This window comes from Rhodococcus sp. MPR-R1B, from assembly GCF_058793255.1.
This window is the reverse complement of sequence record NZ_JBXAFO010000002.1, coordinates 454,802-480,960: the sequence shown is the minus strand read 5'-3', so window position 1 is coordinate 480,960 and position 26,159 is coordinate 454,802. Positions and strand designations below refer to the sequence as shown.

Below are 26,159 nucleotides of genomic sequence, written 5' to 3'. Positions count from 1 at the left end.
CCCTCAGTTGTACGGCTGCCGAGCGGTTTCGGGGTCGCCGTACGTGATTGCCCGTTCCCGACGCGTCTTCGACGCCAGGGTTGCGCCCCAGTTCAGCACCGTGCTGGCGCGATTGCGGAACCCCGCGAGGAACGCGATGTGGATGATTCCCCATGACACCCATCCGATGAACCCGGACAACTGGACCGGCCCTGCCTGAAGCAACGCGTGGCGTCGCGAAATGTAGGCCGCGGTTCCAAGATCGCGGTACTTGAACGGTTTTCGGCTGGGCACTCCGTTTTCCACGGTTGCAGCGATCCGGGCACCGGCGTGCCGACCACCCTGCATCGCGACCTCGGCCACCCCGGCAAGTTTGTCCCGCGACATGAGGTCGCCCACCACGTAGACGTTCGGGTGGCCGGGAACGGTCAGATCGGCTTCCACCTCGATGCGGCCACCGCCGACCTGCTTCACACCCAGCGCCGTGGCCAGTGCCTCGGCGAACGGCACTGCTTCGACGCCCGCGGTCCACAGAATCGTGCGGGTCTCGTACTGCCGCTTCTCTTTTGTCTTCTTGTCCGTCGTCTCGATGCTGGTCTCGCACACGTCGGTGACGTGCACGCCGAGGTGAGTCTCGACGCCGATCCCGTCGAGAGTACGTTTGGCGGCGGCCGAGAGCTTGCGACTGAACGAAGGGAGCACCCGATCGTCGCCGTGGAAGAGCAGTACCCTTGCCTCGTCCGGGTCGATGGACCGGAACTCGTTGGTGAGCGCGTGCATCGCCAATTCGCGGATCTGTCCGGCTAATTCGACGCCGGTGGGTCCGCCGCCCGCCACGGCGAATGTCAGCCACGGTCGACGTTCTTCCGCAGTCGGGAGCGATTCGGCCATCTCGAACGCAGCAATGAGACTGCGCCTGATCGCCAAAGCGTCGTCGAGGGTTTTCATGCCGGGCGCCCATTTGATGAACTCGTCCTGGCCGTGGTAGGACTGGCGCATTCCAGCCGCCACGATCAGGTAGTCGTACGGCAATTCGAAGGTCGACCCGTCGAAGCGACTGGCAGTCAGTATCCCGGCGTCGGCGTCCACCGACTTGGCCTCGCCCAGAACGACGTTCGTGTTCTTGTTGTCCTCGAGCAGATGTCGCAGCGGACTTGCGATCTGCCCTTCGGAGAGCAGACCCGTGGCGCACTGGTAGAGCAGGGGCTGGAAGACGTGGCTGGTCCCTCGGTCGATCAGAACCACCTCGACGTCAGCCTTCTTGAGTCGTCTCGCTGCATACAGTCCACCGAAGCCGCCACCGACGATCACTACCCGGGGCTTACCGTTCGAGATGTGGATGCTCATCAGACAAACCTCGCTGTCACGGAGTTGGGCAGGAATCGTAGGGCCGCATCTATCCCTTGCCACTTGAGGCCGGGTAGCGCCGCTCGGGTGGTTTCCTTCTCGATAGCGTCGACCATGGCACTGACGCCTTCGTCCAGACTGGCCATGAGCGCAGCGTCGTCGCCGGCGCCGGCGGACATGTCGGTCTTGATGAAGCCCGGCAGCAGCGTGGTGACCCGAATAGGTGTGCGCGCCAACTCGATACTGAGCGCCTCACCCAGCGCCGCTACTCCCGCCTTGCTCGCCGAATAGGCCGCTTTTGGCCCGGGTAGCCCCCGATCCGCGCTTATCGAGGACACGAGAACCAGGTGTCCGGAGTCCTGCGCGCGGAAGATCTCGAGCGCAGCTTCACACTGCGACAGCGCGCCGACAAAATTCGTCTGCGCTGTTGCAAGATTCGCGTGCGCTTTTCCGGTTCCGATCTTGGCGCCCTTGCCGAGCCCGGCGTTCACGATCACCCGGTCCAGGCCACCCAACTCGTCGCGCAGCTCACCGAAAACCCGGACGACGGAATCGTGTTCGGTCACATCGAGTTCGCGCACTGCGACGCTGATCGACGGGTACTGCGCCACCAGCTCCCCACGCAGCGTGTCGAGACGATCCGTCCGCCGGGCACACAACGCGAGGTCGCGACCGGCCGCGGCGAATCTCCTGGCCATCTCCTCACCCAGACCCGAACTGGCACCGGTGATCAAAATCTTCTGCCGCGTCATGGGTGCAACTGTAACCATCATCGAGTTCTCGTACCCGGCGGTAACCGAGCGAACTCGGACCGATCCGACATACCGTGGAGCAATGACCGACGAATTCGATGTCATCGTGATCGGCGGTGGACCCGCCGGCGAGAACGCCGCCGCATACGCCATCGCCGGAAGTAATCGCACCGCCGCAATCGTGGAACACGAACTGGTCGGCGGTGAATGCTCGTATTGGGCCTGTATGCCCAGCAAGGCACTACTGCGCCCGGGGCAGGTCCTCGAGGCGGCCGACGCCTTGCCCGGGATCCCGGCCGGACCGCTGGACGTCGATGCCATTCTGAAACGGCGCGACTCGTTCACCCACAACCACGACGACTCGTCCCAGGTCGACTGGGCAACCTCCGCGGGCATCACCGTGATCAAAGGCCACGGGGTCATCGACGGCGAGCGAGCAGTGACCGTCGACGGGACCCGTAAGCTCCGTGCCCGCCAGGCCGTCGTACTCGCCACGGGAACGACCGCCACCGTCCCGAAGACACCGGGATTGCGCGAGGCACTCCCGTGGACCTCGCGCGACGCCACCAACCTGCACGAGGTTCCGTCGCGAGTGGCGGTCATCGGCGGCGGAGTGGTCGCAACTGAGTGCGCAACGTGGTTGTCGTCGTTCGGCGCTCACGTGACGTTGCTCGTGAGGGGCGATGCTCTGTTGAAATCAGCAGAACCGTTTGCCGGAACGATGGTGGCCGAAGCACTCGGCGCCCGCGGTGTGGACGTTCGACTGAGCACTGCCGTCAACTCGGTCTCACGCCCCGATGCCAAGGACACCGGCGAAGGTCACATCCACGGTGGACCCGTCAGCATCGAGACATCGTCCGGCGTGATCGAAGTCGACGAGGTCATCGTCGCGGCGGGCCGCGGGCCGACATCTGCCGATCTCGGCTTGTCCGTCATCGGCCTCGAGGACGGCAAGTACGTCACCACTGACGATCACCTCTGTGCCCAAGGTGAGTGGCTCTACGCCGTCGGCGACATCAACGGTCGTTCTCCCCTCACCCACATGGGCAAGTATCAGGCGAGAGTCTGCGGAGACGTCATCGCCGCGCGGGCCGAGAGCCGCGGACTCAGGGGACCTCGGTACACGGCGTCGGCGGACAATGGACAGGTCCCCCAGGTGGTGTTCACCTCACCCGAAATCGCCTGGGTGGGACGCACCGAGAAGAAAGCTCGCGACGACGGCTACGACGTCGAAGTCGTGGAGATCGAACTCGCAGTCGCGGGATCTTCGCTGCTGCGCGACGACTACTCGGGGCGCGCGAAGTTGGTGATCGACAAGGCCACCGACGTGATCCTCGGCGCTACCTTCGCCGGGCCCGAAGTATCCGAGCTGGTGCATGCGGCGACAATCGCGGTCGTCGGCGCCGTACCACTGGAAACTCTCTGGCATGCGGTGCCCTCGTATCCGACGGTCAGTGAAGTCTGGCTTCGATTGCTGGAGGCTCGCCGCTGACGCGCTCCCGAAGTACGTATAGTCGCGACATGGCGTCCGACATACTTGTGACCACGGCCGACGGCACCCTGCGCGGCCGCCGGGTGGGAAAACTTCGTGCCTGGCGCGGAATTCCCTACGCCCGGCCGCCGGTCGGAACACTGCGTCTGACGCGACCACAGCCGGTCACGCCGTGGACCGGAGAACGCGACGCGATCAGGTTCGGCGACGCGTCTGTCCAACACAAGAAGGGGCTGTTGCTCGCGCCCGGGAAGTACCAGCCGAGCAGCGAGGACTGCCTGACGCTCAACGTGCTCGCCCCCGCGAACACCGGCAATACTCCGCGTCCCGTCATGGTTTTCATCCACGGTGGGGCAAACACCATCGGCACCTCGGCCACCGGCTTGTACTCGGGCGTGTCCCTCGTCGAACGCGGCGACGTCGTCTACGTCTCGATCAACTACCGACTCGGCGCTCTGGGCTACCTCGATTTCACCCCGTTCTCAACATCCGAGCGCGTATTCGACTCCAACCTCGGACTGCGCGATCAGGTTGCGGCCCTGCAGTGGGTGCAACGCAACATCGCCGCCTTCGGTGGGGATCCTGAAAAAGTCACGATTTTCGGTGAATCCGCCGGAGCCACCGCCGTCACCACCCTGATGGCGACTCCGGCCGCCAAGGGACTCTTCGCCGGCGCTATCGCCGAGAGTTCGGCTCCGGATCTGGTCTCGAGCACGCAGCGATCGCATGCCTGGGGCGCGCGTTTCGTCGAGATCCTCAATTCCGGCCTACCACCCGCGAAGGCCCTGACCTCGGCGACAGCCGTCGAATTGGGCAGAGCCGGAAGCAGACTGGGCGCCGAGGTACTCGCGAACACACCTGGACTACATCCCTTCGGACCGGTCGTCGACGGCGACTTCCTCCCCCGCTCCCCCTTGGACGCATTCAAAGAAGGATCGGCACACCAGGTGCCGATGATCATCGGCACCAACAGACGGGAGGGGACGCTGTTCCCGAAGGTGCTCGACGCACTTCCGACCAACCCGTCGCGCATCGACACCATGTTTGCCCTCACCGATCCCGAGGCCGGGAAGCGCATCCTCGTGACCTATCCCGGCTACCCGGACGAGCAGTCCGCGATCGACGTCGGCGGAGACGTCACGTTCTGGCACCCGTCCGTGGAGTTGATGCAAGCGCACGCACAATCGGCGCCGACGTACGCCTACCGATTCGACTTCGCGCCGACGATGATGCGCTGGCTCGGCCTCGACGCCACACACGGATTCGAGATGTTTGCAGTCTTCGGCATCGGTGACACCCTTGTCGGGCGCGGCCTCACCCTTCCCGGCGGTCGACGCGGACTGCGCGCAGTCACCGAATCTGTTCAGGGACACTGGCTTCACTTCGCCGAGCACGGCTCGCCGCGCGGATCGTGGCCGCGCTACGAGGGGCAGGAGCGTCGGACCATGATCTTCGACGAGATCGTCCGCGTCGAGAACGATCCCAGACGTGAACAACGCTTGGCCTGGGCGGGATACAGCGGTTACCGTAGCCACGGCACCGACATCTCCCTACCGTGACGAGCCCCCTCGAGATCACTCTCGATTCCGGGGTCGTACGCGGGCGCCTCGATCGAGGACTGCGCACCTGGCGAGCAATCCCCTACGCGGCGGCCCCGACCGGTCCTCGGAGATTTCGCGCACCGCAGCCGGTCGAGGCTTGGAATGGTGTCCGCCCGGCGGAAGCATTCGGCTCTCCGTCTCCGCAGCGCAAGAGCAATTTCGACGAGAACTCACTCTTCGTCAATGTCGTGGCCCCGCAGGTACCGTCGGATTCGTTGCGACCGGTCATGGTTTTCATTCACGGCGGCGCGTACAACGGCGGGAATCCGTCGACGCCCATGTACCGCGGAACGAGCCTGGTCGAACGTGGCGACATCGTCTACGTCTCGATCCAATATCGTCTCGGCGCGTTGGGCTACCTCGATTTCAGTGAATATTCCACTGCGGAAAGATCATTCGAGACGAACCTCGGATTGCGCGATCAGATCGCCGCGATGACGTGGGTCCAACGCAACATCGCCGCTTTCGGCGGCGACCCGAACGCCGTCACCGTCTTCGGTGAATCGTCCGGCGCCAACGCGGTCACCACTCTGATGGCAACGCCGGCGGCACGAGGGCTGTTCGCCCGGGCCATCGCTCAAAGTCCGCCGGCTGCTTCGGCATACGGAAAAGAGCGAGCGCACCGTTGGGCACGCGAGTTCCTCGAGATCGCACAGGCTCCGGATACCGATCCGGGATCGTGGCTGCGCTCCGCTTCGGTGAAGGACCTGGTCGCTGCCGGCGAAGAACTTGCACGCCGCGGCGCGGACGAAGAACCCGGAACGCGGGCATTTGCCCCCGTGGTGGGTGACGACGTCCTTCCCGAACACCCGCTCGACGTGTTCGCCGCCGGACGCGCCCACCCCGTTCCGCTGCTCGTCGGTTCGAATCTCCACGAGGGAAGAATCTTCCCGCGCGTTCTCGACATCTTGCCTACCGACCCGGTTCGGATCGAGAAGATGTTCTCCCACACCACCCCTGAAGTGAAAGCACGTGCGCTCGCGGCGTATCCCACGTATCCGCACCGGTTTGCTGCCGCAGATCTCGGCGGCGACATCACGTTCTGGGAGCCCGCGATACTCTGCGCACAGGGTCATTGCCAGGTAGCTCCTACCTACAGTTACCGCTACGATTTTGCGCCTCGCCTGCTCAGACTCGTCGGCATGGGCGCTACCCACGCCACCGAATTGCTTGCGGTCTTCGGGCGTTCGGATGCACTCACCGCGGCCTTGACCGCGGTCGGTGGGCGCCGCGGACTGACTGCGGTGACCTCCACCATGCAGCGCCACTGGATCCATTTCGCCCGCCACGGAGTGCCGGACCGGGATTGGCCCGCCTACTCCGTACCGGAGCGGCAAACAATGATCTTCGACGAGACGTCCCGAGTGGAGAACGACCCGATGGGTGAGCGTCGACGGGCTTGGATCGGCTACGAGCACAGGCGCTGAAGCCCGATCAGAAGAACTGACCTTTCACGAAACCTGCGAGTAGGACGGCAAATCCGCCCACCTCACCGAGGATCAGCAGAAACATCCCGAGGTGCAGGGGCGGACCGGCGGACTCGAACTGATTGTCGGTGTCCTTCATCGCACCGTGAGCGATGTAGCTGAATATCGCTGCGAGAAAGAAGAACACGACCACTGCGGCACTGGTCAGGTTGATCCACGTCGGCCACGCACTGAGTTCGACGAACACCGCGATCAGCAGCGTCGCAAACGAGTACATCAGGGCAGCGCGGTGTGCGATGTCGACATACGGATGGGCGAGGTGATTGTCCGAAGTGGCCATCTGTCGGTATTTCCAGATTCCCAGGCACAGGGAGAGAAGGAAGATCAGACCGGCCGCGAGAAGCGTCAGTGTCGTGTCGATCCCCAGCGTCATCTGCCCACCCCGCAGTGCGTTTCCAGCGAGTCACCGCTGGGTGATCCAGCCGAAGGCTTGTCGTAGACGACAACCAGCACCACCGCACGATCCGCCGACACCGACCGCATCCGGTGCGGCGTATTCGCGTCGAAGTACAAGCTGTCGCCGGCGTCGAGGTGCATCGTCTGCCCGGGGATTTCGAATTCTACGGATCCGGAATGTACGAACACGAACTCCTCTCCCGTGTGGTCCATGAACTTGGGACCCATCACCGAGGCCGGATGAACCACGAACGGCTGCATGGCCTTTCCGACCAGTGAGGGCGCGATCGGATCGTAGACGGAAGACTGCACGGAGTTGGCCGGGTCGATCACGCGGTCCTTCGCGCGCACGATCGTCATGGCATTTCCCTCCATACTGTCCGAGAACAGTTGCCCCACATCGGCGTCGAGCACACGCGCAATCTTGAGTGCCACCGCGATCGACGGGGTACTGATACCCCGCTCGACCTTGGAGAGATAGCTCTTCGTCAGACCGGTCTGCTCGGCCAGGCCCTCGAGCGTCAGACCGGCGCGACGCCGATGTGTTCGCAAAAACGCTGCCATTCGGTTCCCCTCACGAGACTTTGTGTCATCACCCTACCAATACATTGACCTGCGGCGATCAGCGATGCAGGAATCGAGGGTTGCACATTTCCGTCCTATATGACACTTTGTGTCTTATAGGTGACTGAATGTCATTGATTTCCGGGTCCCGAGAAAGGCACACCCCATGACCGACACGATGCATGCGAGCAAGCAGGAACTCATGGCCACCGCCGAGACGAAGATGCTCACCGAAGTAACGACAGGTAGTTGGACTCTTCGACAGAAGATCGCACTGACCTGCCGGGCACTGTCGGACGCCGGCCACGACTCCGGCCTTGCCGGACAGATCTCCGCCCGCGGTGGGCAGCCAGGAACGTTTGTCACACAGCGACTCGGCCTCGGGTTCGACGAGATCACCGAGGACAACCTCCTGCTCGTCAACGAGGATCTCGAAGTCCTCGACGGGGAGGGCATGCCGAACCCCGCCAACAGGTTCCACAGTTGGATCTACCGCGCACGACCCGACGTCAACTGCATCGTCCACACACACCCACTACATGCGACGGCGCTGTCGATGCTCGAGATTCCCCTCGTCGTCTCCCAAATGGACATCGCGCCGCTCTACGACGACTGCGCATTTCTCGCCGACTGGCCCGGGGTTCCCGTGGGAAACGAGGAGGGCGAGATCATTTCGGCTGCACTCGGCGACAAGCGGGCAATTCTGCTCGCCCACCACGGCCAACTCGTCGTCGGCAACACGGTCGAAGAGGCATGCTCTCTCGGGCATCTGATCGAGCGAGCGGCCAGACTGCAGTTGCTGGCGATGGCTGCCGGAGACATCAAGCCGCTACCGCCTCGCCTGGCGAAGGAGGCACACGATTGGACACTGACTCCTCGGCGCAGCGAGGCGAACTTCGCTTACTACGCCCGTCGCGCTCTCCGCAATCATCCCGACACACTGACCAACTGACTTTTGTTTCCCACCAACAGAACTGAGAGCCTCATGAGCAGCACCATCAAGGGAATCGTTGCCTATCCCATCACCCCGTTCGACCGGGACACCGGAGCATTCGACCCCAAGCCGCTACACACGCTCCTCGACAGCATGATCAGCAGTGGTGTCGACGCGATAGCCCCACTCGGCAGTACCGGCGAGAGCGCCTATCTCGACGATGCAGAGTGGGAGACGGTCGCTCGGGAGACTGTCGACTACGTCGACCGCCGAGTCCCCACCGTCGTCGGAGTGTCGGATCTGACGACGGCGGGAGCACTCCGCCGAGCATCGATCGCGGCAGACGCCGGAGCCGACGCAATGATGATCCTCCCCACGTCGTACTGGCATCTGGGTGAGCAGGAGATTCGTGAACACGTCACCGCGGTGGCCGATTCCGTCGACATTCCCACGATGATCTACAACAATCCGGCCACCACCGGGATCGACATGTCGCCGGAGTTTCTCGTCGATCTCGTCTCCACCGTCGACGGCATCACGATGATCAAGGAATCCACCGGCGACATCACCCGGATGAACCGCATCAACGAACTGAGCGGTGGCACGATCCCCTTCTTCAACGGCAGCAATCCTCTTGCACTGCAATCTTTCTCTGCCGGTGCAAGCGGATGGTGCACGGCAGCCCCGTGTCTGGCCCCCGAACAGGTGGTGCACTTCTGGCGTCTACTCGAATCCGGTGATCGGTCGGGTGCCGCCGCTGTGTTCGAACAGATCGAGCCGCTACTGAAGGTCCTCGTCAGTCGCGGACTGCCGTCGACGGTCAAAGCCGGGTTGGAATCTCTCGGCATCGACGCCGGCCTTCCCCGCCGGCCCCTGCTGTCCCTCGACGACAACACCAGGACAGCTTTGTCCGACGCTCTGTCGGTGGCTCGCGGTGTAATCGTCGCGTCGTGACCTGACGTGGGAGTGGGTTCCGGCAAGATGGGATGCACACCGACCGAAGGAGGGGCACCATGTCCGTAGATTCACGGTCTGCGAGGATCGCCGTCACCGGCGCGACCGGTCATATCGGCGGACTGGTGGCCCGGTCGTTGGCCGACGCCGGTGTCCCACAGCGGCTGATCGCACGGTCGGTCAACCGATTACCGCAGCTCCCCGGTGCCGATTCGGCCGAGACCACGTACGGGGATCAGAAGCGCGCTCTCGCGGCTCTGGCCGGAATCGACACCCTCTTCATGGTCTCGGCGGCCGAAAGCGCAGATCGTCTGGATCAGCACCGCACCTTCATCGACGCCGCAGCGGAGGCCGGGGTCAGGCACATCGTGTACACGTCTTTCCTCGGCGCTGCTCCGGACGCGACGTTCACGCTCGCTCGCGATCACTGGGTCACCGAAGAACATATCCGCGCTTCCGGGCTCGCATTCACCTTCCTGCGCGACAGCTTCTACCTCGATTTCCTACCCGCTCTCGCCGGTGAAGACGGTGTGATCCGCGGACCCGCAGGGGACGGTCTCGTCGGCGCGGTAGCGCGCTCCGACATTGCTGCCGTCGCTGTGTCGGTTCTGCAGGATCTGGATTCTCATGTCGGACAGACGTACAGCCTGACCGGACGGGAGGCACTGACGCTCTCCGAGGCCGCGAGCATCATCACCGAAGTCACCGGCAAGCGAACCACGTACGTCGAGGAAACGCTCGAGGAAGCTTACGAATCGCGGGCGTCGTACAACGCACCCGCTTGGGAACTCGACGCATGGGTGTCGACGTACACCGCAATCGCGCAGGGTGAATTGGCGCTGATCACGGGCACCGTGGAGGACCTTGTCGGCCGGCCTGCGCTCACGCTGCGTGAATTCCTCACAGCAGAAACCGCCTGATGCCACCACGCAAAGCAACCACGGCACGCAAGGCTGCCGCAAAGAAGGCTGCACCGAAGAAGGCTGCACCCAAGAGGAACACGACCAGAAAGACCGCCCCGAAGAAGACTGTCGCAAAGAAGAGCTCACGCGCGACGATGCCGGATGTGCCGACTGCCGGCCCTGGTGAGAGAGTCTGGCTCCTCGACGTTCCCTTCCGGACGCCGGCGCCTGGTGCGCAGTTCGTCAAGAAATGGAAGAGCTACGCGTGGGTCGGTACGGAGTTGCCCGTAGAACTCGCTCCATTCAAGGCACTCCCCTTCTCTTATCAGCAGTGGGTAGAGGACGACATCAATGACAGCACCGGTGAACGTCCCGTTGCTGCACCCAAAATTCCTCGGCCCGAGCAGGTTTCGGGGGCTGCAGCCGTCGTCGATGCCGCTCGCGCCGGCAAACGCGGATTTCTGTTGGCAGACAATGCAGGCCTGGGTAAGACGCTGATCGCAGTGATGTCTGCCAAGACGATTGCCGAGGAGCGCGGCGAAACCAACATCCTCGTCCTCGTCGATCGACCCGCACAGATCACCATTCCGCATTGGCGCTATTCCATCGCCTCGGTGGGCGACGGTGGATTCCGCTGGTTGATCATGTCGCCTGACCAATTGAAGAAGCTGATCGCGCGAAACGGCCGCCCCAAGTACACGTTCGGTGTGGTGATTGCCGACGAGGCCCAACTGTACAGCAACGACACACAGCGCACGGCGGCATTCGAGAAGGTCGCGCGCTTTTCGAATGCTCACGAGCAAGCGCCGTTCGTCCTGTCCGTGACGGCAACACCGGGACACACGCCGGCCGACCAGCGTTACCTGGCACCGCTTTTCGCGCAGCTGCATTCAGAACCTTCGGAGTACTGGTCCGACCTGGGCGCCAGGCTGGTCGAGTCCGGCCTTCCGCTGGACAAGTCCTACGGGAAGTGGACGTGGAGCGCAGAGGCGAAGGAATCACCTACGCTGCAATCTCGAGCGCTCGAGACCGTGCGTGGGTGGATGTCGAACAGCAAACCGCCCTTGATGATTCATCGACCGACTCCGTGGGGACCTGTTCCGCTCGACGGTATGCCGATCGACCTCACCCATGCCCAGCGCGCCGAGTACGAGACGGAGTGGGCCGAGTACGCCTACGAAATGGGATTGGCCCGCAAGAGTCGCAACATCGCGCGCGGCCGTGCGCTGGTTCTGCGCTACCGACAGAAAGCGGGCATGATCCGCGCCGAGTCGACGGCCCAGTGGGCGCAGGCGCAGGTCAAGGCAGGCAAGCAGGTGTTGGTGGCCGTCGAATTCGTCTCCACGGCAGGTGATCCACTGGTCGAGATGATCGAAGACGCCGGGATCTCGGTGGCAAAACTGTTCGGCGCGGTGCCGGACAAGGAGGGTCAACGTCTGCGGTTTCAACGCGGGGACGCACCGGTCATCGTCTTCAATGTCACGACCTCGATCTCGCTCCATGCCAACGAAGCACTCCCGGACGGCACTCACGCGTCCCCGTTGCCACGGACGGGAATCTTTCATCAACCGCGATACTCAGGGATCGCGGCAGAACAGACGTTCGGTCGGTCGCATCGCGACTACCAGACGTGCCCGTGGGTCATACCCTTCGGCGTGGGCACCAAGGAAGAGGACGTCGCCACGGTCATGTTGCGCAATCTCAATTCGGTCACAGGTCTGAAAGGTGGTGATCGATCCGGTCTGCGGTCGCTGTCCGAACTGCTCGGCGTCGAGTGGCTAGAGCCTGATGTCTTGACCTCGGAGGGTTGATCTTCCAACGACCGTCCAACGCGCACAAACGAACGGTTTCGGCGGTATGCCCCAATTCTACTCCACCAAAACCGAATTCGGCTGACCGCTTCATTCCTTTCGGGACCTTGGGACTCAGGTATCTGTGACCAGACGTGGCAGACTCTTTCGAGTCGAGGTGCACCAGCCTCGAAACAGTGCCGAGAATGCGAGGGGTCCGATGCGCAATATCTACCGGTCATTGATGCGCAATGTCGGCCATACACAATGGTTCTCGGATCTCGGCAAGGATCTGGTTCCGCTCGATCGAGCAGTGCAGAGAGTGTCGGGAGGCAAGCTCTCGCTGGTCGGAGAGAACACCGTGACTCAGCTACTGCTCACCACGACGGGCCGTAAGACCGGCCGTTCTCGAACCACGCCACTCCTGTACGCACCCGACGGCGATGCGTTTGTCGTCGTCGGTTCGAACTGGGGGCAGGATACGCATCCAGCATGGACACTCAATTTGATGGCAAACCCCACCGCAATCGTGACAGTGAAGGGCGTCGAAATACCGGTCGGTGCGAGTCTGGCGGAGGGCGCCACGCGTAAGAAGCTGTGGGAGCTCGCGACCACCACGTGGCCGCCGTACGAAACCTACGCCGATCGAGCATTCGGGCGCCAGATCCGCGTATTTCGACTCCAACCTGTCAAATAACTGCTGCCGGGCGCAGGATGGGAAGGACCACCCTGCCGATCTCAGGAGCATTCGCGAATGTCCACAGCACTGACTCACGCAGAAGACACACAGATCACAGCTTCCAACGGGCGGATCGCACTGGAGCCGAACCCCCGCCGAATTCGAGCCTTCTTCGCTGGTCACGCCGTCGCAGACACCACTCGTTCGGTATACCTTTTCGAACGCGGCCGCCTGCCGATGTACTACATCCCCCTCGCGGACGTTCGTACCGAATTCCTCGTCCCGACGTCGACGACCGCCCATTGCCCATGGAAAGGTGACGCCACCTACTGGACGATCGAGATCGGGGATCGCCGGGCCGAGGACGCCGTCTGGACCTACCCTGAACAGTTCGACGGTTCCCTGGATCTGAGTGAGTACGTCGCATTCTATTGGGATCGCATGGACGCCTGGTACGAGGAGGATCAACAGGTCTTTGTCCACGCCCGCGATCCATACGTACGTATCGACGCACTCCCCTCGTCCCGCCACGTCCGGGTTTTTGTCGGCGACGTACTGGTCGCCGAGACGAGACGACCCAGACTGCTCTTCGAAACCGGACTGCCCACGCGGTACTACATTCCGAGAATCGACGTTCACAGCGAGTACTTTGCGCCGTCCCCGACCACCACGGCCTGCCCCTACAAGGGCACTGCGTCGTATCTGTCGTTCACCGGCACAACCGAACTCGCTCCGATCGAGGATCTGGCGTGGTTCTATCCGTTCACTACCGCCGAAGCGTCCGGGATAGACGACCACGTGTCGTTCTATCCCGAACGCGTCGGCAAGATCCTGGTGGACGGTGCCGAAATCTGAAAGGTGCTGGAGCCGAGAAGGTGTGGGTGCCTACCCCACTGCAACAGGGGATTCCGGGATTCGCAGTTCAGCCGTCTCCAGTCGGCGATCATGCACCCACACCATCGCCGTTGCAACGGAGAAGACCAACCCGGCGATGCATACTCCGTTCCAGCCGTACGACTTCCACACCACTGACCCCACCGCCGAGCCCACGGCAGCACCGACGAAGTAGGTGGTCATGTACACGGAATTCACACGCGAACGCGCTTCGGGGACAAGGGCGTAGATCACGTTCTGGTTGCTGACGTGCACTCCCTGCAGCGCGAGGTCGGCAAGGACGATGGCAACGAGAAACCACACCACGTGGGTGGCACCGGCGACAAAGGGAAGCCACGACACCAAGAGAATCGCGATGGCGCCGCCGGTCGCCAGCTGACCCAATCCCCGATCGGCCAGTCTGCCCGCCACCGTCGCCATCAAAGCTCCCGCCACACCGAGTAGTCCGACCAAGCCGATTTGAGTGTCGCTGTAGCCGAATTCGCCGGACAGAAGAAAGGCCATCGTCGTGAAGACGGTGCTGACAGCAGCAAAAGCCAGTCCGCCCATGGCCGATCGGGTTCTCAGGCGCGGCAAGGTCGCAGCCAACTTCCCTACCGAAGCGAGCGTTGCGCGGTAGCTTGCCTTCGGGCGATCTGCGGAATCGGAAGGCAGAGATCGCCACAATGCCACGGCCATCACCACCATCAGCACCGCCGCAACCTTGTATACCGTCGACCAACCTCCCAGTCCGGAGAGGACGCCGGCAACGCTGCGCGCCAGCAGGATTCCGATCAGCAGTCCGCTCATGATCGTGCCGACCACCTGACCGGACCTCTCAGGTTCGGCCAGTGAGGCGGCAAACGGAATGAGCACCTGGGCGGCGACCGAAAAGACTCCAGCGACAGCGATTCCCACTGCCAGCGTGGCAAAGTTGGGCGCAAATCCGCTGACCGCTTGACCGGTCGCCGCCAGCAGCATGAGCCCTACCGTCAGCTTGCGTCGGTCCACCATGTCGCCCACCGGAACCAGAAGTATCAATCCGAGTGCATACGCGACCTGCGCGATGGTCACCGTCGCGGCCGCTGCGGAGGCCGACACATTCAGGTGATCTGCGATGGAATCGAGGAGTGGCTGGTTGAAATAGTTACCGCCCGCGCACAGGCCCGTCGCCGCAGCCATCAGCAGCACTATCGGTAGTCCGAGCCTCGGACGCGCGTCGCTTGAAATCATGTCGTCAAGCATGACCGCCTACACCGACGCGCGTCCAATAGATAGATATGCATGATCTATCTCCAGAAACGATAGATTGGTGCGATGGAACTACGTCACATCCGCTACGCCCTGGCAGTCGCGGAAGACAGACACTTCAGCCGAGCAGCGTCGCGGTTGCACGTTTCCCAGTCCGCCTTGAGTGCCCAGATCAGAGACCTCGAAAAGGAACTGGGAGTCGAATTGTTCAACCGGAACAGCCGAAACGTCGGCCTGACTGCTGCAGGCGAGGTTTTTGTCGCCCGCTCCCGCGAGGTACTCGGCGCCGTGTCGAGACTCGTCAGTGATGTCTCCGCACGGAGCAACGAGCAAGTGCGGTTGACGGTCGGCACCATCACCTCGGCGGGGCGCGTCGACGTCGGACGCGCCCTGGCAGATCTGACACGGCGCCACCCTGCAATCAACATCACCGCGCGACCGTACGGCAGTGAAGTAGTTATCGAGGGAGTCCGGTCCGGTGCAATCGACGTCGGCATTGTCGGATTGGCCGCAGGTCGCCTACCCAAGAGCTTTGCCGCCGCACCGCTGTGGAGTGAACCCACCGCAGCGTTCGTTGCTCCCGACCATCCCTTTGCCCAGGCTTCGTCGATCAGGCTCGAAGACCTACGCGATCACACTCTCGTGGACTTCGCCTCCGGCAGCGAGGCCCGTGTCCAAACCGACCAAGCCTTCGCCGAATCACAGGTCCCTCGGGGAAAAACACTTGAAGCCAACTCGGTAGACCTGATCTGTTCACTGACCGCCAACGGCCTGGGCGTAGGTTTGCTCCCCCAGTCCATGAGCGCCCTGCACCCCGAATTGGTCTGTATTCCGATCACCGATGCGCCGCATCGGATCGTCCACGCAATCACCGAACCCACCCATTCGTCGGCGCTCGCCCGCGAGTTCGTCGAACTACTCGCAGCGCAGTTCGCTACTTGAGCAGTTTCGACATTCGCCTGTCCGCCAACGGTTTACCGCCGGTCTGGCACGTCGCGCAGTATTGAAAAGAGCGCTCCGCGAACGACACTTCGCGTACGACGTCACCGCACACCGGGCACGGAAGTCCGGTACGAGCATGCACTCGCATCCCCGAGCGTTTCTCACCCTTGAGCCGGGCCGCGTCCTGACCTTCCGAACGCTCGATCGCGTCGGCCAGCGTGGATCGCATCACGGCATACAGCGTCGAAATCTGATCCGGCGTCAGCCGCGACGAGGTCGCGAAAGGCGAGAGTTTCGCGGTGTGGAGGATCTCGTCCGAGTAGGCGTTCCCGATACCGGCGATCAACGACTGCTCGACTATCGAGTTCTTGATCCGCGCCGACGTTCCGCCCAGAATCTGTGCGAACTCGGCTTCGGTCACAGCCATCGCGTCCGGCCCCAACCGGGCGATGCCCGGAACCTCCTGCGGATCGTTCACGACCCAGACGGCGAGGCGTTTCTTGGTGCCGGCTTCGGTGAGATCGAATGCCGGCGTCAGACCTTCGGGTGTGAAGAAATGAACGCGCAGCGCCAACGGCCCCTTCCCCGGCTTCGGCGGCGTCGCCGATGGATTGTCCAGCCAGCGCATCCAGCCGGCACGGGAGAGATGCGTGACCAACCACAACCCGTCGCAATCCAGAGCCAGATGCTTCCCGAAGCGGGCGGCGCCCGTGACGTCACGCCCCTGCAGAGCAGTGATCGGCGGATCGAAGGTCTTGAGCACACTCAATGCAGCGATGTCGACGCGTCCCACCACTGCGCCGACCGCGTGCTGACGAAGGAACCCTGCCAGCGCTTCCACCTCGGGTAGTTCAGGCATGGCAACAGACTAACGCCGACCACGGACACTCACAGCGCGCTCAGTCCGTTTCCGTCTGCAGCACCACCGAATGCCCACCGCGTGCCTTCGCGGAGTACATCGCCCGATCCGCTCGCCGCAGCAGAGTCGGGTATGCGACCAGCGCATCATCCGCTGATTCGAAAGGCCCTGCAATCTTCGCGATTCCGACGCTCATCGCCACCTCGGGATGATCGGGCGAGGTGATCGTCGAACGGAGTAGCTCATGTTCGAGTCGATGGAACGAGCGTTGATCGACCGAATCGACGATGACGAACTCGTCGCCGCCTATCCGTGCGATCAAGGCCGCCGGGCCGGCGCATTCGACCAGCCTCGATCCGACTTTTTCGATCACAGCGTCACCGACGGTATGTCCGTACTCGTCGTTGATGGCCTTGAATCGATTGATGTCGACGGCGGCGACTACCAAGAGCGCCGAGTGCGTGTACGACCGCTCCAGCAACAGTCGTACTTCGTCGGCCAGTCCCCTCCTGTTGAGCAGTCCCGTCAGTGGGTCCAATTGCGAGTTCAACGCGTCGGTGCCGAGGATCGAGAAAATGAACTGACAGGCAAAGGGAATCACGTAGATTGCCGCGCCGACCAGTACTACCAACGCGACCAGAACCGGAACATCCACATCGTTTTCGACCACGGCCGTACGTGTCACGATGCCGATGACCACGACGAATACCCACAACATGTGAAGGCTCTGTATTCGAGCATTGTGGAAGAACGCGATGTATCCGCCGATCACCGAGAACATCACGGCGTGTGCCAGTGCTGCAAGTGGATTGGAGTACAGCAGCATTGCGGCCGCTATTCCCACTTCCGAGTAGAGCACAAAGGCGTAAGACCAGGAACGGGAGAGATTGCGCCTCGTCGAGAGGGCGACGGCCATCATCACGGTTATGACCATGATGACTGCGTTCGCGGTGCGCGCGTGCGAAGTGGTCGGTCCCTGTGGACTGAAGCGAGTGAGGAACATGATCACGGTGACCAGCACCAACGAGCAGACGACGAGAAACCGCGAGGCGACGGTCAACCCTTTGTCCGCGAGATAGCGATTGAAGGTGTCGAATTGGTCCGGACGCCGATACCAATCGACAAGTTGAGAAGAGATCAGCCGGAACGCGGGGCCCGAGAGCGGTCGTCGAGACGCCACGGCGTCCGAACGCTCAACACTCTCGGCAGATTCCATAGTGTCAGGGTAATCCAGTCAACTCCCCGCAATCAGACAATTTTCACTGTTTGCCGTCCCACATCACAACCTGATCGCCGCCGGCGGCCTTCGCGCGGTACATCGAGGCATCGGCTACTCGAAACAGTTCCGTCAACTCCTCGTCGGAAATAATCGACGACCATTCGGCAGAGGTGATCGCGACTCCGACGCTGGTGGTCACTACCGGATCACGATCGTCGATTCGCAAGTGCCTTCGCAGATTGTCTTCGAACGCAGGCGCTGCGCCGACGTCTATCGTGTCTACCAACACGAACTCGTCCCCACCGAATCTGGCGAAGAGCGCCTTCTCGCCGCCGCACCACCGCAGTCGATCAGCAATCTGGCGAAGTACGAGATCGCCTTCCTCGTGCCCCTGTGAGTCGTTGACGCTCTTGAACGAATCGACATCGACAATCGCGACGACATACGACGACTTGCTCGACGCATGCCCCGTCGCCCCCATTTCGACAACAGCTCGCTGCAGCCCGCGCCGATTCAGAAGCCCTGTCAACGGATCCACATCCGAACTGTCCGCGTCGGAGCCGAGAAGTGAGAGGACGAACTGGCAGGCGAACGGGATGACCACGATCCCGGTGGCGATGATCAGACACAGTGCGGTGGCCAACGCAGGATCCGCGTAGACCGCAACCTTTCGGCCGACCACTGCCAGAACCACGATGGACAGCGCGATGTGAACCGCCTGGAGTCTCGCGTTGTGAAAGTACGCGATGTAACCACCGATCAGTACGAAGAGCACACACTGGATCAACCCGATGAAAGGGTCGTTGTTCAAGAACACACCGACGAATACGCCGACCTCGCAGTAGGCGACAAAGAAGTACGACCACCGACGCGTGATTTCGGGCAGAAGGCAGAAGAGCACGATCACCGCAATCGTGACGGCGATGATGACGGCGTTGACGACGCTGGTGACGTGGTTGTGCACGCCAGCGTCGCTGAAGCGCAGCAGAGTCATCGCAATGATGACCGTCGTCAGTGAGCCGATGACCAGCAATCGGACAGCTAGCTCCAGGCCCTTCGTGGCGAGGTATCGATTGAAACTGTCGAATTGATCAGGACGCCGATACCACTGAACCAGAAGGTCGAAAGCCGACTTCACAGCTGATTTTTCACGGCCACGCGGCGCGGGCAGAATCGACTGCAGTCGGTCCTGCCCGAACGATGTCATGCGCAGATCATAGGTGCGCAGACCGTCGTTCGGGATCAAGAGTGCAGGATCGAGGCGGCAAATCCAGGGTCGGTTGTCAGCGCCGAACGAGGTACGTATCCATGATCCAACCGTGCTTCTCACGCAACTCCGCCCGGCGAGCGACGATCTGATCTTCGACGTCACGCAGTTTGCCGGAAATCAACTCCTCGTCCGGGGTCCCGAGGTACGCGCCCCACCAGATCTCGGCGTCGTTTTCGCTTACCTGAGTGAAGGTGCAATGCGCGTCGAGCATCACGACGGCATTGTCCACGCCGTCGGGCAATCCCTCGGCCAGTTTGCGGCCGGTCGTGATGTGGATGGGTTCGCCGATTCGGTTCAGGACGATCCGGTGTTGTGCAGCCAGCGACTGCACGCTGGTGATTCCCGGGATGACGGAGTAGTCGAACGAAACTCTCCCGCGAGCGAGCACGCGCTCGACGATCCGCAGAGTGCTGTCGTAGAGGGAAGGGTCACCCCAGACGAGAATCGCGCCGACGCCAGGTTCGGCCGCGAATTCCGCTTCGAATTTCGCGGCCCGACGCTCGTGCCAGTCCTCGACGACGCCCTCGTAGTCGGTCGGGGTTCGGTCCCGCGGCGGGTCCGTGATCTCGACCACCTTGTAGTCGAGGTGAACGTGCTCGTCGAGAATGCCGGTGCGCAAGTCGACCAGGGCCTGCTTCTCGTCACCCTTTCCGATGATGAAGAAGGTATCGGCCCTGTTCATGGCCTTGATCGCCTGAACCGTCACCTGGTCGGGATCACCAGCACCGATACCGATCACCAAGAGTTCGCGCATGTGCCGAGGCTATATTGCCGTGCGCCTTTATTAACCGCGGGAGGTTAATAAAGGCGCACGGCAAGGCAGGCCCTAGACTGATTCCCGTGACTGTCTCCACTGCTTACGAAGACCTCCTCCGGCTCGTCATGGAGACGGGTACCGCCAAATCCGATCGAACCGGAACCGGCACCCGCAGCATCTTCGGTCACCAGATGCGTTTCGATCTTGCCGACGGCTTTCCGCTCGTCACCACCAAGAAGGTCCACCTCAAGTCGATAGTCAACGAACTCCTGTGGTTCCTGCGCGGCGACTCCAACGTGGCGTGGCTGCACGAGCACGGCGTCTCCATCTGGGACGAGTGGGCCGACGAGAACGGTGAACTCGGCCCCGTCTACGGCGTCCAGTGGCGTAGCTGGCCCACCCCTTCGGGCGAGCACATCGACCAGATCACGCAGACCGTCGAGACTCTGCGCTCCAACCCCGATTCGCGGCGGATCATCGTTTCGGCGTGGAACGTCGCCGACATTCCGCAGATGGCCCTGGCGCCGTGCCACGCTTTCTTCCAGTTCTACGTCGCCGACGGCAAGCTCTCCTGCCAGCTGTACCAGCGCAGCGCCGACATGTTCCTCGGCGTTCCGTTCAACATCGCCAGCTACGCGCTGCTCACCCACATGATGGCCCAGCAGGCCGGACTCGACGTCGGCGAGTTCGTCTGGACCGGCGGCGACTGCCACATCTACGACAATCACGTCGACCAGGTGACCGAGCAGCTCGGCCGCGAACCGCTGCCGTTGCCGACCCTGAAGCTGAACAAGCGCGACTCCATCTTCGACTACACCTTCGAGGACGTGGAGATCGTCGACTATCAGCACCACCCCGCGATCAAAGCCCCGGTAGCGGTCTGACGATGACCGATCGCACAGTCACCCTCATCTGGGCGCAGGCCCACGGCGGCGTCATCGGCGCCGACAACTCGATCCCGTGGCGCGTGTCCGAGGACATGGCTTACTTCAAACGCGTCACCATGGGCCATCCGGTAATCATGGGGCGGCGCACCTGGGACTCCATTCCATCGAAGTTCCGTCCGTTCAGCGGGCGTCGGAACATCGTCGTCACACGCGATCCGCAATGGCACGCCGAAGGCGCCGAGGTAGTCCACAGGCTGGACGACGCCCTGGCGTTGCCGGACGGTGACGTCTTCGTCGTCGGTGGCGGGCAAATTTATTCGGCTGCACTGCCATTCGCAACGCATCTACTGGTGACCGAGATCGACCTCGACGTCGCCGGTGATGCTTTTGCTCCCGAGATCGGCCCCGAATGGAACCTGAAATCCGACGAGCCCTGGCAGACCTCGGAGAAGAGCGGCCTGCGCTTCCGCTGGTTGGAGTACACGCGCTGACCGACTTCCGCCGATAACGAGGCACCTCGCGAGTGAGTCGGTCATACTCCAAGAAGGACATTCACCGCTTCCGAGAGGTCTTCGATGGACAAGAAGTCACTGACCGCTCTCGCTCGCCAACAGTTGAAACTGGCGGGCTCGGCGACCAGCGGTCGCAGTTCACAAACCGTCTACGGTGGCCACCAGCGCAGCCTGCGACAGACGGTGATCGCGCTGAGCGCCGGCAAGAGCCTCGCCGAACACGACAGTCCGGGCGAAGCCACATTGTTGGTCCTGAGCGGGAAGCTGAATCTTGTGTGTGGGAGCGACCAGTGGAAAGGATCCACGGGTGATTTCCTGACCGTCCCGGCCGACCGGCACAGCGTCGAAGCGCTCGAAGACGTTGCATTTCTACTGACCGTCGCCATGAAGGGCTGAAATCGGTAGCGTCTTCCGCGTGAGCGAAACCGTGATCGAAGTGTCCGTCGTCGCAGCCCCGTCCGTACTCTGGCCCGCGCTGCGCGACCCGTCGCTGATTCGACGTTGGTTCGGCTGGGAGTACGACGGACTCGACGACGAAATCACCCAGATCTACTCCACCGCTGAGGCCGACCCCGAAGCGTTGACGCTGAAACTCGGAAACGGCGACCGTTTCTCACTTCGCGAACAGGACGGCAAGACGGTCGTCCGCATCGATCGGCCGGCCAAATCTGCCGACGACGACTGGTACGACGACATCACCGAGGGCTGGACGACATTCCTCCAGCTGCTCAGATTCGCAGTGGAGCACCACGGACTGGCCGAGCGTAAAACCATTTATCTCGACGGCCTTCTGCTCCCCGGTGAGAACGTGGCAAGCGTCCTCGGGCTCACCGAAATCGAATTGGAAGCGGGAAGTCGGTACGCGGTGACAATCGCTCCCGGCGACTATTTCGAAGGCGTCGTCGACTACGTCACCGACCACCAATTCGGGCTGACAGTCGAGGATCTCGGCCCTGGCCTGCTGTCTGTCGCCACCCAGTCGGTGACGGCGCAGCGGCCCGACGGAGGCATGTCCATCCTGCTGACCACCTACGACCTGAGCGATGACGAGTTCGACGAGATCAAGCATCACTGGTCGTCGTGGTGGGAAGGTCGCCGCCAGGAGAGCTGACGTTCGGTGAGGCGATATGCTTCGACCATGGTCGAAGCTTCGGGTCACAGTCCGGCACGTACGTTCGGCGAGTTGCTCGACCGCCTGGGCGATTCCAATGCCGACATACCGACACTCCACCGCCTGCTCGAGGCGGTCCTGGTGGTCGGCTCCGGCCTGGACCTCGACCTGACGCTTCAACGGATCATCACCTCTGCGACAACGGTTCTGGATTGCCGCTACGGCGCCCTGGGGGTCGCGGCGCCGGGGGGCGGGCTCTCGGAATTCGTGTACGAGGGAATCTCCGGGTCCCAACGCGCGACCATGGGACATTTCCCCGAAGGTCATGGCGTGCTGGGTGTTCTGATGAATCACCCGCAGACTTTGCGTGTGGCCCATCTCGGCGACCATCCCGAATCGGTGGGATTCCCCGCAAATCATCCACCGATGGAGAGCTTCCTCGGAGCGCCGATCATGATGCGGGGAAAGGTGTTCGGAAGCATCTACCTGACCGAGAAACGGGGACAGGCCGAGTTCACCCAGGAAGACGAGGTCATTCTCGAAGCCCTCGCCATCGCAGCCGGCATCGCTGTGGAAAACGCCCGACTGTTCGAGCAGTCACGAACTCGTGAAAGATGGCTCACCGCAACATCTGCCATCCGCTCGCGGTTGCTGGCCGGTGACTCGCTCGAGGACGGCCTGCAACTTCTTGCCAGTCGCGTTCGGGACCTGACCGGCGTCGACGACGTGATCGTGGTGATCTGCGAGAACGGCTACGCACAGGTTCACGCCGCGGCCAGCGCTCGGACCACGTCACGTGGAGTCAGAATCCCGGCGACCACTTATCCGTTCGACGTGGTGCGGAGCACTCGAAAGCTACAGGTACTCACCACTTTAGGCGCACTCACCGAACTGGTGCCGTCGGCTGGGAGTGCGGTCGTGGCACCGATGTGCGTCGCCTCGGGTGTAGTCGGCGCGGTCATCGTGGCGTCGAATTCCACCAACACACACTGGGATCACGACGAACTGACCCGGATCGAGTCGATGGCCGAACTCGGCTCCGTTGCAATCGAGTTCGACGAGAAACAAAAGGCGCAACGCCTGTTGTCCGTTCTCGCCGACCGCGACCGCATCGCACGAGACCTGCACGACAACGTCATCCAGCGACTGTTCGCGAGCGGAATGAGCCTGCAGAGCACGCTTCCGGACGAGACCCTCCCGGAGTCGGCGCGCGCGATTGTCAAACGATCTCTCGAACAGCTCGACAAGACAGTCCGCGAGATCCGGACAACCATCTTCGATCTGCAGACTCCGACGGCCACCGATTCGTCGAGCCTGCGCCGACGCCTCCTCGATGTCATCGGCGACGCCACCGCACAGTCCGCGGTGACCCCGAGCGTCCAATTCTCCGGCGCCATCGACACTCTGGTGAATCCCGGGATCCACCAGCACGCCGAAGCCGTGCTGCGTGAGGGGTTGAGCAACGTCCTTCGGCATGCACACGCACGCCACATCACCATCGCTGTCACCGCGGACGTCGAATTTGCGATCACGATCGAGGACGACGGCGTCGGACTCCCCTCCGACTTCCACAAGAGTGGACTGCACAATCTGGAGCGCCGCGCCGAACATTGCGGCGGTACGTGCACGATCGTCAATCACGATCCGAGCGGTGCACGCCTGCTCTGGCGAGTACCGCTCGGTCGCACCAACTCGAATCGACCGAAATCCGGTCGTTAGATCCTAGCGACTGCCGCTACGGATTTCGGTCGCCAGCACCGCAGCCTGAGTACGACGCTGCATGCCCAGCTTCGAGAGCAGACGCGTCACGTAGTTCTTGACCGTCTTCTCCGCGAGGAACAATCGCGCGCCGATCTCCCGGTTGGTGAGCCCCTCTCCGATGAGGTCGAAGACTGCTCGCTCCTGATCGGAAAGTTCGGCCAACGGATCAGCTGTACGGTCGCTGCGGATCCGCTGCATCAGCGCCTCGGTTGCACGACTGTCGAGCAGTGAACCGCCGCGCCCGACTGTGCGGACTGCAGCGACCAGATCGGTTCCGAGAATCTGCTTGAGGACGAATCCCGAGGCGCCCGCCATGATCGCGTCGAGCAACGCCTCGTCGTCGGCGTACGACGTGAGCATCAGGCAGCGGAGGTCGGGAAGCATCGAGCGGAGTTCTCGGCACAGTTCGACGCCGTTGCCGTCAGGCAGGCGTACGTCCAGAACAGCGACGTCGGCGTTGCTCTGCGGTACCGCGGCCAGCGCTTCCCCCACGGACGCCGCCTCGCCCACCACCACGAAGTCCTCGACCCCACCGAGTAGGTCGAACAATCCGCGTCTGACGATCTCGTGATCGTCCACCAGGAATATCCGCGTTGTCATCGAACCCCTCCAAAAGACATCTCACGTCGAACGGTACCGGAGACGGTGGACTCAGAACTCATGGAATGCATTCTCTTCACTTGTTGACGTGCCGGACGATGAGAACCGGGCAATCCGCGGTGTGCAGGAGCGCTCGACTGGTCGATCCGAGGAGCATTCCTGCGAATCCGCCGCGCCCGCGACTGCCGACGACTATCAACTGCGCCGTCTCCGCATATTCGCTCAGGACTCGGACCGGACGGTCACGCGCGACGACTCTTTCGACGACGACGTCCGGGTAACGCTCGGTGAATCCGGCCAATTGCTCCGCGAGGACAACTTCCTCACCCGTCTGGATGCTGCTCCACAGTGGGTCGTCGGGGGTGGCGCCCAACGAGGGCTGCACACTCACGTCGCTCCACACGTTGACGGCGATCAAGGTGGCGCCCCGCGCGGAGGCCTGCTCGAAAGCGTGCTCGACTGCCTCGATGCTGCTTTCGGATCCATCGACACCGACGACGACGGGGCCCTCGGTCGGCGGTCGACCGTCGAGCGTCCGTCCTCGGACAACTGCAACCGGAGATTCGCCGTGCGAGACAACCGAGACCGTCGCAGAACCGACGACCAATCCGGTGAATTCGCCGTGCCCGCGAGGGCCGAGCGCAATGATGTACGCGCCCTTGGACAATTCGATCAGGCGATCGGAGACGCTGCCGTCGAGTAGTTCGGTGACGATCTCGAGGTCGTCGTCGATGCTTTGCCGCGCGAGAATCTGTGCGCTGTCCAGACGAGCGGTGGCAGTGCGCCGCAGTTCGTCCTTGAAGCTCTCGGCGAGGTAAGGCTCGGAGTAGTAGAAGGCTGGGATGTGCACCACCGTCGCGATGTGGAGCGGTCGACCGAGCGCCACCGCGGTCCTCGCCGCCCAGACGACAGCCGACGACGCCGATTCCGAACCGTCTACCGCTACGACGACGGGTTTGGTTGCACTCATGTTCGTCCCTCCACAATCGACCACAGAATCTCTTCGCCCTCACACTATTGCCCAATGACCTCAAAAAGGATTCATCAGCCGACGCGAGTCCCGAATCGGACATTGGGTGTTCGGGTGGACTGCGGCAACGGCCCCGCCAACATCCCTTTCGGGCGTCAACGAGGCCACCGGTGCCGGATTCGCACGCAAACCCTGGCTACTCGATCCACGTTAGGTGAAGAACCCGACCGGTCAGAAGTGAAAAAAGTCCTGTCAACAAGCGCCCAAAAT

26 protein-coding genes are annotated in these 26,159 nt (G+C 62.5%); 15 read left to right on the top strand and 11 right to left on the bottom strand.

Annotation, left to right across the window (positions count from 1 at the left end; all coding sequences use genetic code 11):
- Window positions 1-3: 3 nt before the first annotated feature.
- Window positions 4-1,326, bottom strand: coding sequence for an NAD(P)/FAD-dependent oxidoreductase (locus AC1Q61_RS05000; RefSeq protein WP_003946361.1), 1,323 nt, complete (start codon window positions 1,324-1,326; stop codon window positions 4-6).
- Complete coding sequence (locus AC1Q61_RS04995; protein ID WP_007727631.1) at window positions 1,326-2,078, bottom strand: SDR family oxidoreductase; 753 nt, start codon at window positions 2,076-2,078, stop codon at window positions 1,326-1,328. Before AC1Q61_RS04995 ends, AC1Q61_RS05000 begins: the two co-directional genes overlap by 1 nt.
- Before the next feature lie 82 nt (window positions 2,079-2,160).
- Between AC1Q61_RS04995 and AC1Q61_RS04990 the strand changes: the two genes are divergently transcribed.
- The 3 genes from AC1Q61_RS04990 to AC1Q61_RS04980 are packed head-to-tail and all read left to right on the top strand — an operon-like array spanning window position 2,161 to window position 6,598.
- Window positions 2,161-3,570, top strand: coding sequence for a dihydrolipoyl dehydrogenase family protein (locus AC1Q61_RS04990; protein ID WP_042449247.1), 1,410 nt, complete (start codon window positions 2,161-2,163; stop codon window positions 3,568-3,570).
- Window positions 3,571-3,599: 29 nt separating this feature from the next.
- Window positions 3,600-5,129, top strand: a complete 1,530-nt coding sequence (locus AC1Q61_RS04985; RefSeq protein ID WP_215516030.1) for a carboxylesterase/lipase family protein — start codon at window positions 3,600-3,602, stop codon at window positions 5,127-5,129.
- A complete protein-coding gene (locus AC1Q61_RS04980) occupies window positions 5,126-6,598 on the top strand; it encodes a carboxylesterase/lipase family protein (protein WP_007727639.1) in 1,473 nt (490 codons plus the stop codon). Before AC1Q61_RS04985 ends, AC1Q61_RS04980 begins: the two co-directional genes overlap by 4 nt.
- A gap of 7 nt (window positions 6,599-6,605) precedes the next feature.
- Here the strand turns inward: AC1Q61_RS04980 and AC1Q61_RS04975 are convergent, their stop codons facing one another.
- Together AC1Q61_RS04975 and AC1Q61_RS04970 are read right to left on the bottom strand one after the other, a co-directional pair.
- A complete protein-coding gene (locus AC1Q61_RS04975) occupies window positions 6,606-7,031 on the bottom strand; it encodes a hypothetical protein (RefSeq protein ID WP_003946354.1) in 426 nt (141 codons plus the stop codon).
- Window positions 7,028-7,618: a helix-turn-helix domain-containing protein gene (locus AC1Q61_RS04970; RefSeq protein ID WP_003946400.1), complete on the bottom strand. Its 591-nt coding sequence runs from the start codon at window positions 7,616-7,618 to the stop codon at window positions 7,028-7,030. Before AC1Q61_RS04970 ends, AC1Q61_RS04975 begins: the two co-directional genes overlap by 4 nt.
- A gap of 166 nt (window positions 7,619-7,784) precedes the next feature.
- Between AC1Q61_RS04970 and AC1Q61_RS04965 the strand changes: the two genes are divergently transcribed.
- The 6 genes from AC1Q61_RS04965 to AC1Q61_RS04940 all read left to right on the top strand — a co-directional run bounded on the left by AC1Q61_RS04965 (window position 7,785) and on the right by AC1Q61_RS04940 (window position 13,732).
- Window positions 7,785-8,570, top strand: a complete 786-nt coding sequence (locus AC1Q61_RS04965) for an aldolase (protein ID WP_030534888.1) — start codon at window positions 7,785-7,787, stop codon at window positions 8,568-8,570.
- Between the two features lie 33 nt (window positions 8,571-8,603).
- Window positions 8,604-9,506: a dihydrodipicolinate synthase family protein gene (locus tag AC1Q61_RS04960; protein WP_042921333.1), complete on the top strand. Its 903-nt coding sequence runs from the start codon at window positions 8,604-8,606 to the stop codon at window positions 9,504-9,506.
- Window positions 9,507-9,565: 59 nt separating this feature from the next.
- A complete protein-coding gene (locus AC1Q61_RS04955; RefSeq protein ID WP_007727644.1) occupies window positions 9,566-10,426 on the top strand; it encodes an SDR family oxidoreductase in 861 nt (286 codons plus the stop codon).
- The gene (locus AC1Q61_RS04950) at window positions 10,426-12,219 is read left to right on the top strand and encodes a DEAD/DEAH box helicase family protein (protein ID WP_050655573.1); all 1,794 of its coding nucleotides are present in this window, start codon (window positions 10,426-10,428) and stop codon (window positions 12,217-12,219) included. Before AC1Q61_RS04955 ends, AC1Q61_RS04950 begins: the two co-directional genes overlap by 1 nt.
- Window positions 12,220-12,418: 199 nt before the next feature.
- Window positions 12,419-12,895 carry a nitroreductase/quinone reductase family protein gene (locus AC1Q61_RS04945; RefSeq protein ID WP_003946395.1) on the top strand — a complete coding sequence of 159 codons (477 nt, stop codon included), beginning with the start codon at window positions 12,419-12,421 and terminating at the stop codon, window positions 12,893-12,895.
- Between the two features lie 57 nt (window positions 12,896-12,952).
- Window positions 12,953-13,732: a DUF427 domain-containing protein gene (locus tag AC1Q61_RS04940; RefSeq protein WP_215516033.1), complete on the top strand. Its 780-nt coding sequence runs from the start codon at window positions 12,953-12,955 to the stop codon at window positions 13,730-13,732.
- Between the two features lie 30 nt (window positions 13,733-13,762).
- Here AC1Q61_RS04940 and AC1Q61_RS04935 read toward each other — a convergent pair whose 3' ends face one another.
- The gene (locus tag AC1Q61_RS04935; protein WP_042921334.1) at window positions 13,763-14,995 is read right to left on the bottom strand and encodes an MFS transporter; all 1,233 of its coding nucleotides are present in this window, start codon (window positions 14,993-14,995) and stop codon (window positions 13,763-13,765) included.
- A gap of 72 nt (window positions 14,996-15,067) precedes the next feature.
- On the opposite strand from AC1Q61_RS04935, the gene AC1Q61_RS04930 reads away from it, so the two are divergent.
- A complete protein-coding gene (locus AC1Q61_RS04930; RefSeq protein ID WP_007727651.1) occupies window positions 15,068-15,943 on the top strand; it encodes a LysR family transcriptional regulator in 876 nt (291 codons plus the stop codon).
- On the opposite strand, the gene AC1Q61_RS04925 is transcribed toward AC1Q61_RS04930, so the two are convergent.
- From AC1Q61_RS04925 to cobF, 4 genes are all read right to left on the bottom strand, one after another.
- Window positions 15,936-16,802: an Fpg/Nei family DNA glycosylase gene (locus AC1Q61_RS04925; protein ID WP_007727653.1), complete on the bottom strand. Its 867-nt coding sequence runs from the start codon at window positions 16,800-16,802 to the stop codon at window positions 15,936-15,938. The two genes, AC1Q61_RS04930 and AC1Q61_RS04925, sit on opposite strands and share 8 nt — an antisense overlap.
- A 40-nt stretch (window positions 16,803-16,842) precedes the next feature.
- Complete coding sequence (locus tag AC1Q61_RS04920; RefSeq protein ID WP_042921337.1) at window positions 16,843-18,018, bottom strand: GGDEF domain-containing protein; 1,176 nt, start codon at window positions 18,016-18,018, stop codon at window positions 16,843-16,845.
- Between the two features lie 43 nt (window positions 18,019-18,061).
- Window positions 18,062-19,228 (bottom strand): GGDEF domain-containing protein, encoded by a 1,167-nt coding sequence (locus tag AC1Q61_RS04915; protein WP_223304416.1) that lies wholly within the window; start codon window positions 19,226-19,228, stop codon window positions 18,062-18,064.
- Between the two features lie 76 nt (window positions 19,229-19,304).
- Window positions 19,305-20,045, bottom strand: a complete 741-nt coding sequence (cobF, locus tag AC1Q61_RS04910) for a precorrin-6A synthase (deacetylating) (protein WP_042921340.1) — start codon at window positions 20,043-20,045, stop codon at window positions 19,305-19,307.
- Window positions 20,046-20,131: 86 nt separating this feature from the next.
- On the opposite strand from cobF, the gene AC1Q61_RS04905 reads away from it, so the two are divergent.
- The 5 genes from AC1Q61_RS04905 (at window position 20,132) to AC1Q61_RS04885 (ending at window position 24,277) form a co-directional block, all read left to right on the top strand.
- Window positions 20,132-20,932, top strand: a complete 801-nt coding sequence (locus AC1Q61_RS04905) for a thymidylate synthase (protein WP_003946427.1) — start codon at window positions 20,132-20,134, stop codon at window positions 20,930-20,932.
- Window positions 20,933-20,934: 2 nt separating this feature from the next.
- Window positions 20,935-21,426 carry a dihydrofolate reductase gene (locus tag AC1Q61_RS04900; RefSeq protein ID WP_065351257.1) on the top strand — a complete coding sequence of 164 codons (492 nt, stop codon included), beginning with the start codon at window positions 20,935-20,937 and terminating at the stop codon, window positions 21,424-21,426.
- 84 nt (window positions 21,427-21,510) lie between these two features.
- Complete coding sequence (locus tag AC1Q61_RS04895) at window positions 21,511-21,843, top strand: cupin domain-containing protein (protein WP_003946336.1); 333 nt, start codon at window positions 21,511-21,513, stop codon at window positions 21,841-21,843.
- Window positions 21,844-21,862: 19 nt separating this feature from the next.
- Window positions 21,863-22,558 carry a hypothetical protein gene (locus AC1Q61_RS04890; RefSeq protein ID WP_042921344.1) on the top strand — a complete coding sequence of 232 codons (696 nt, stop codon included), beginning with the start codon at window positions 21,863-21,865 and terminating at the stop codon, window positions 22,556-22,558.
- Between the two features lie 27 nt (window positions 22,559-22,585).
- Window positions 22,586-24,277: a sensor histidine kinase gene (locus AC1Q61_RS04885; RefSeq protein ID WP_042921348.1), complete on the top strand. Its 1,692-nt coding sequence runs from the start codon at window positions 22,586-22,588 to the stop codon at window positions 24,275-24,277.
- A gap of 3 nt (window positions 24,278-24,280) precedes the next feature.
- On the opposite strand, the gene AC1Q61_RS04880 is transcribed toward AC1Q61_RS04885, so the two are convergent.
- A complete protein-coding gene (locus tag AC1Q61_RS04880) occupies window positions 24,281-24,919 on the bottom strand; it encodes a response regulator (protein WP_003946380.1) in 639 nt (212 codons plus the stop codon).
- Between the two features lie 76 nt (window positions 24,920-24,995).
- Entirely contained in the window at window positions 24,996-25,889 is an 894-nt protein-coding gene (locus AC1Q61_RS04875) for a universal stress protein (protein ID WP_003946389.1), read from the bottom strand.
- Between the last annotated feature and the right edge of the window lie 270 nt (window positions 25,890-26,159).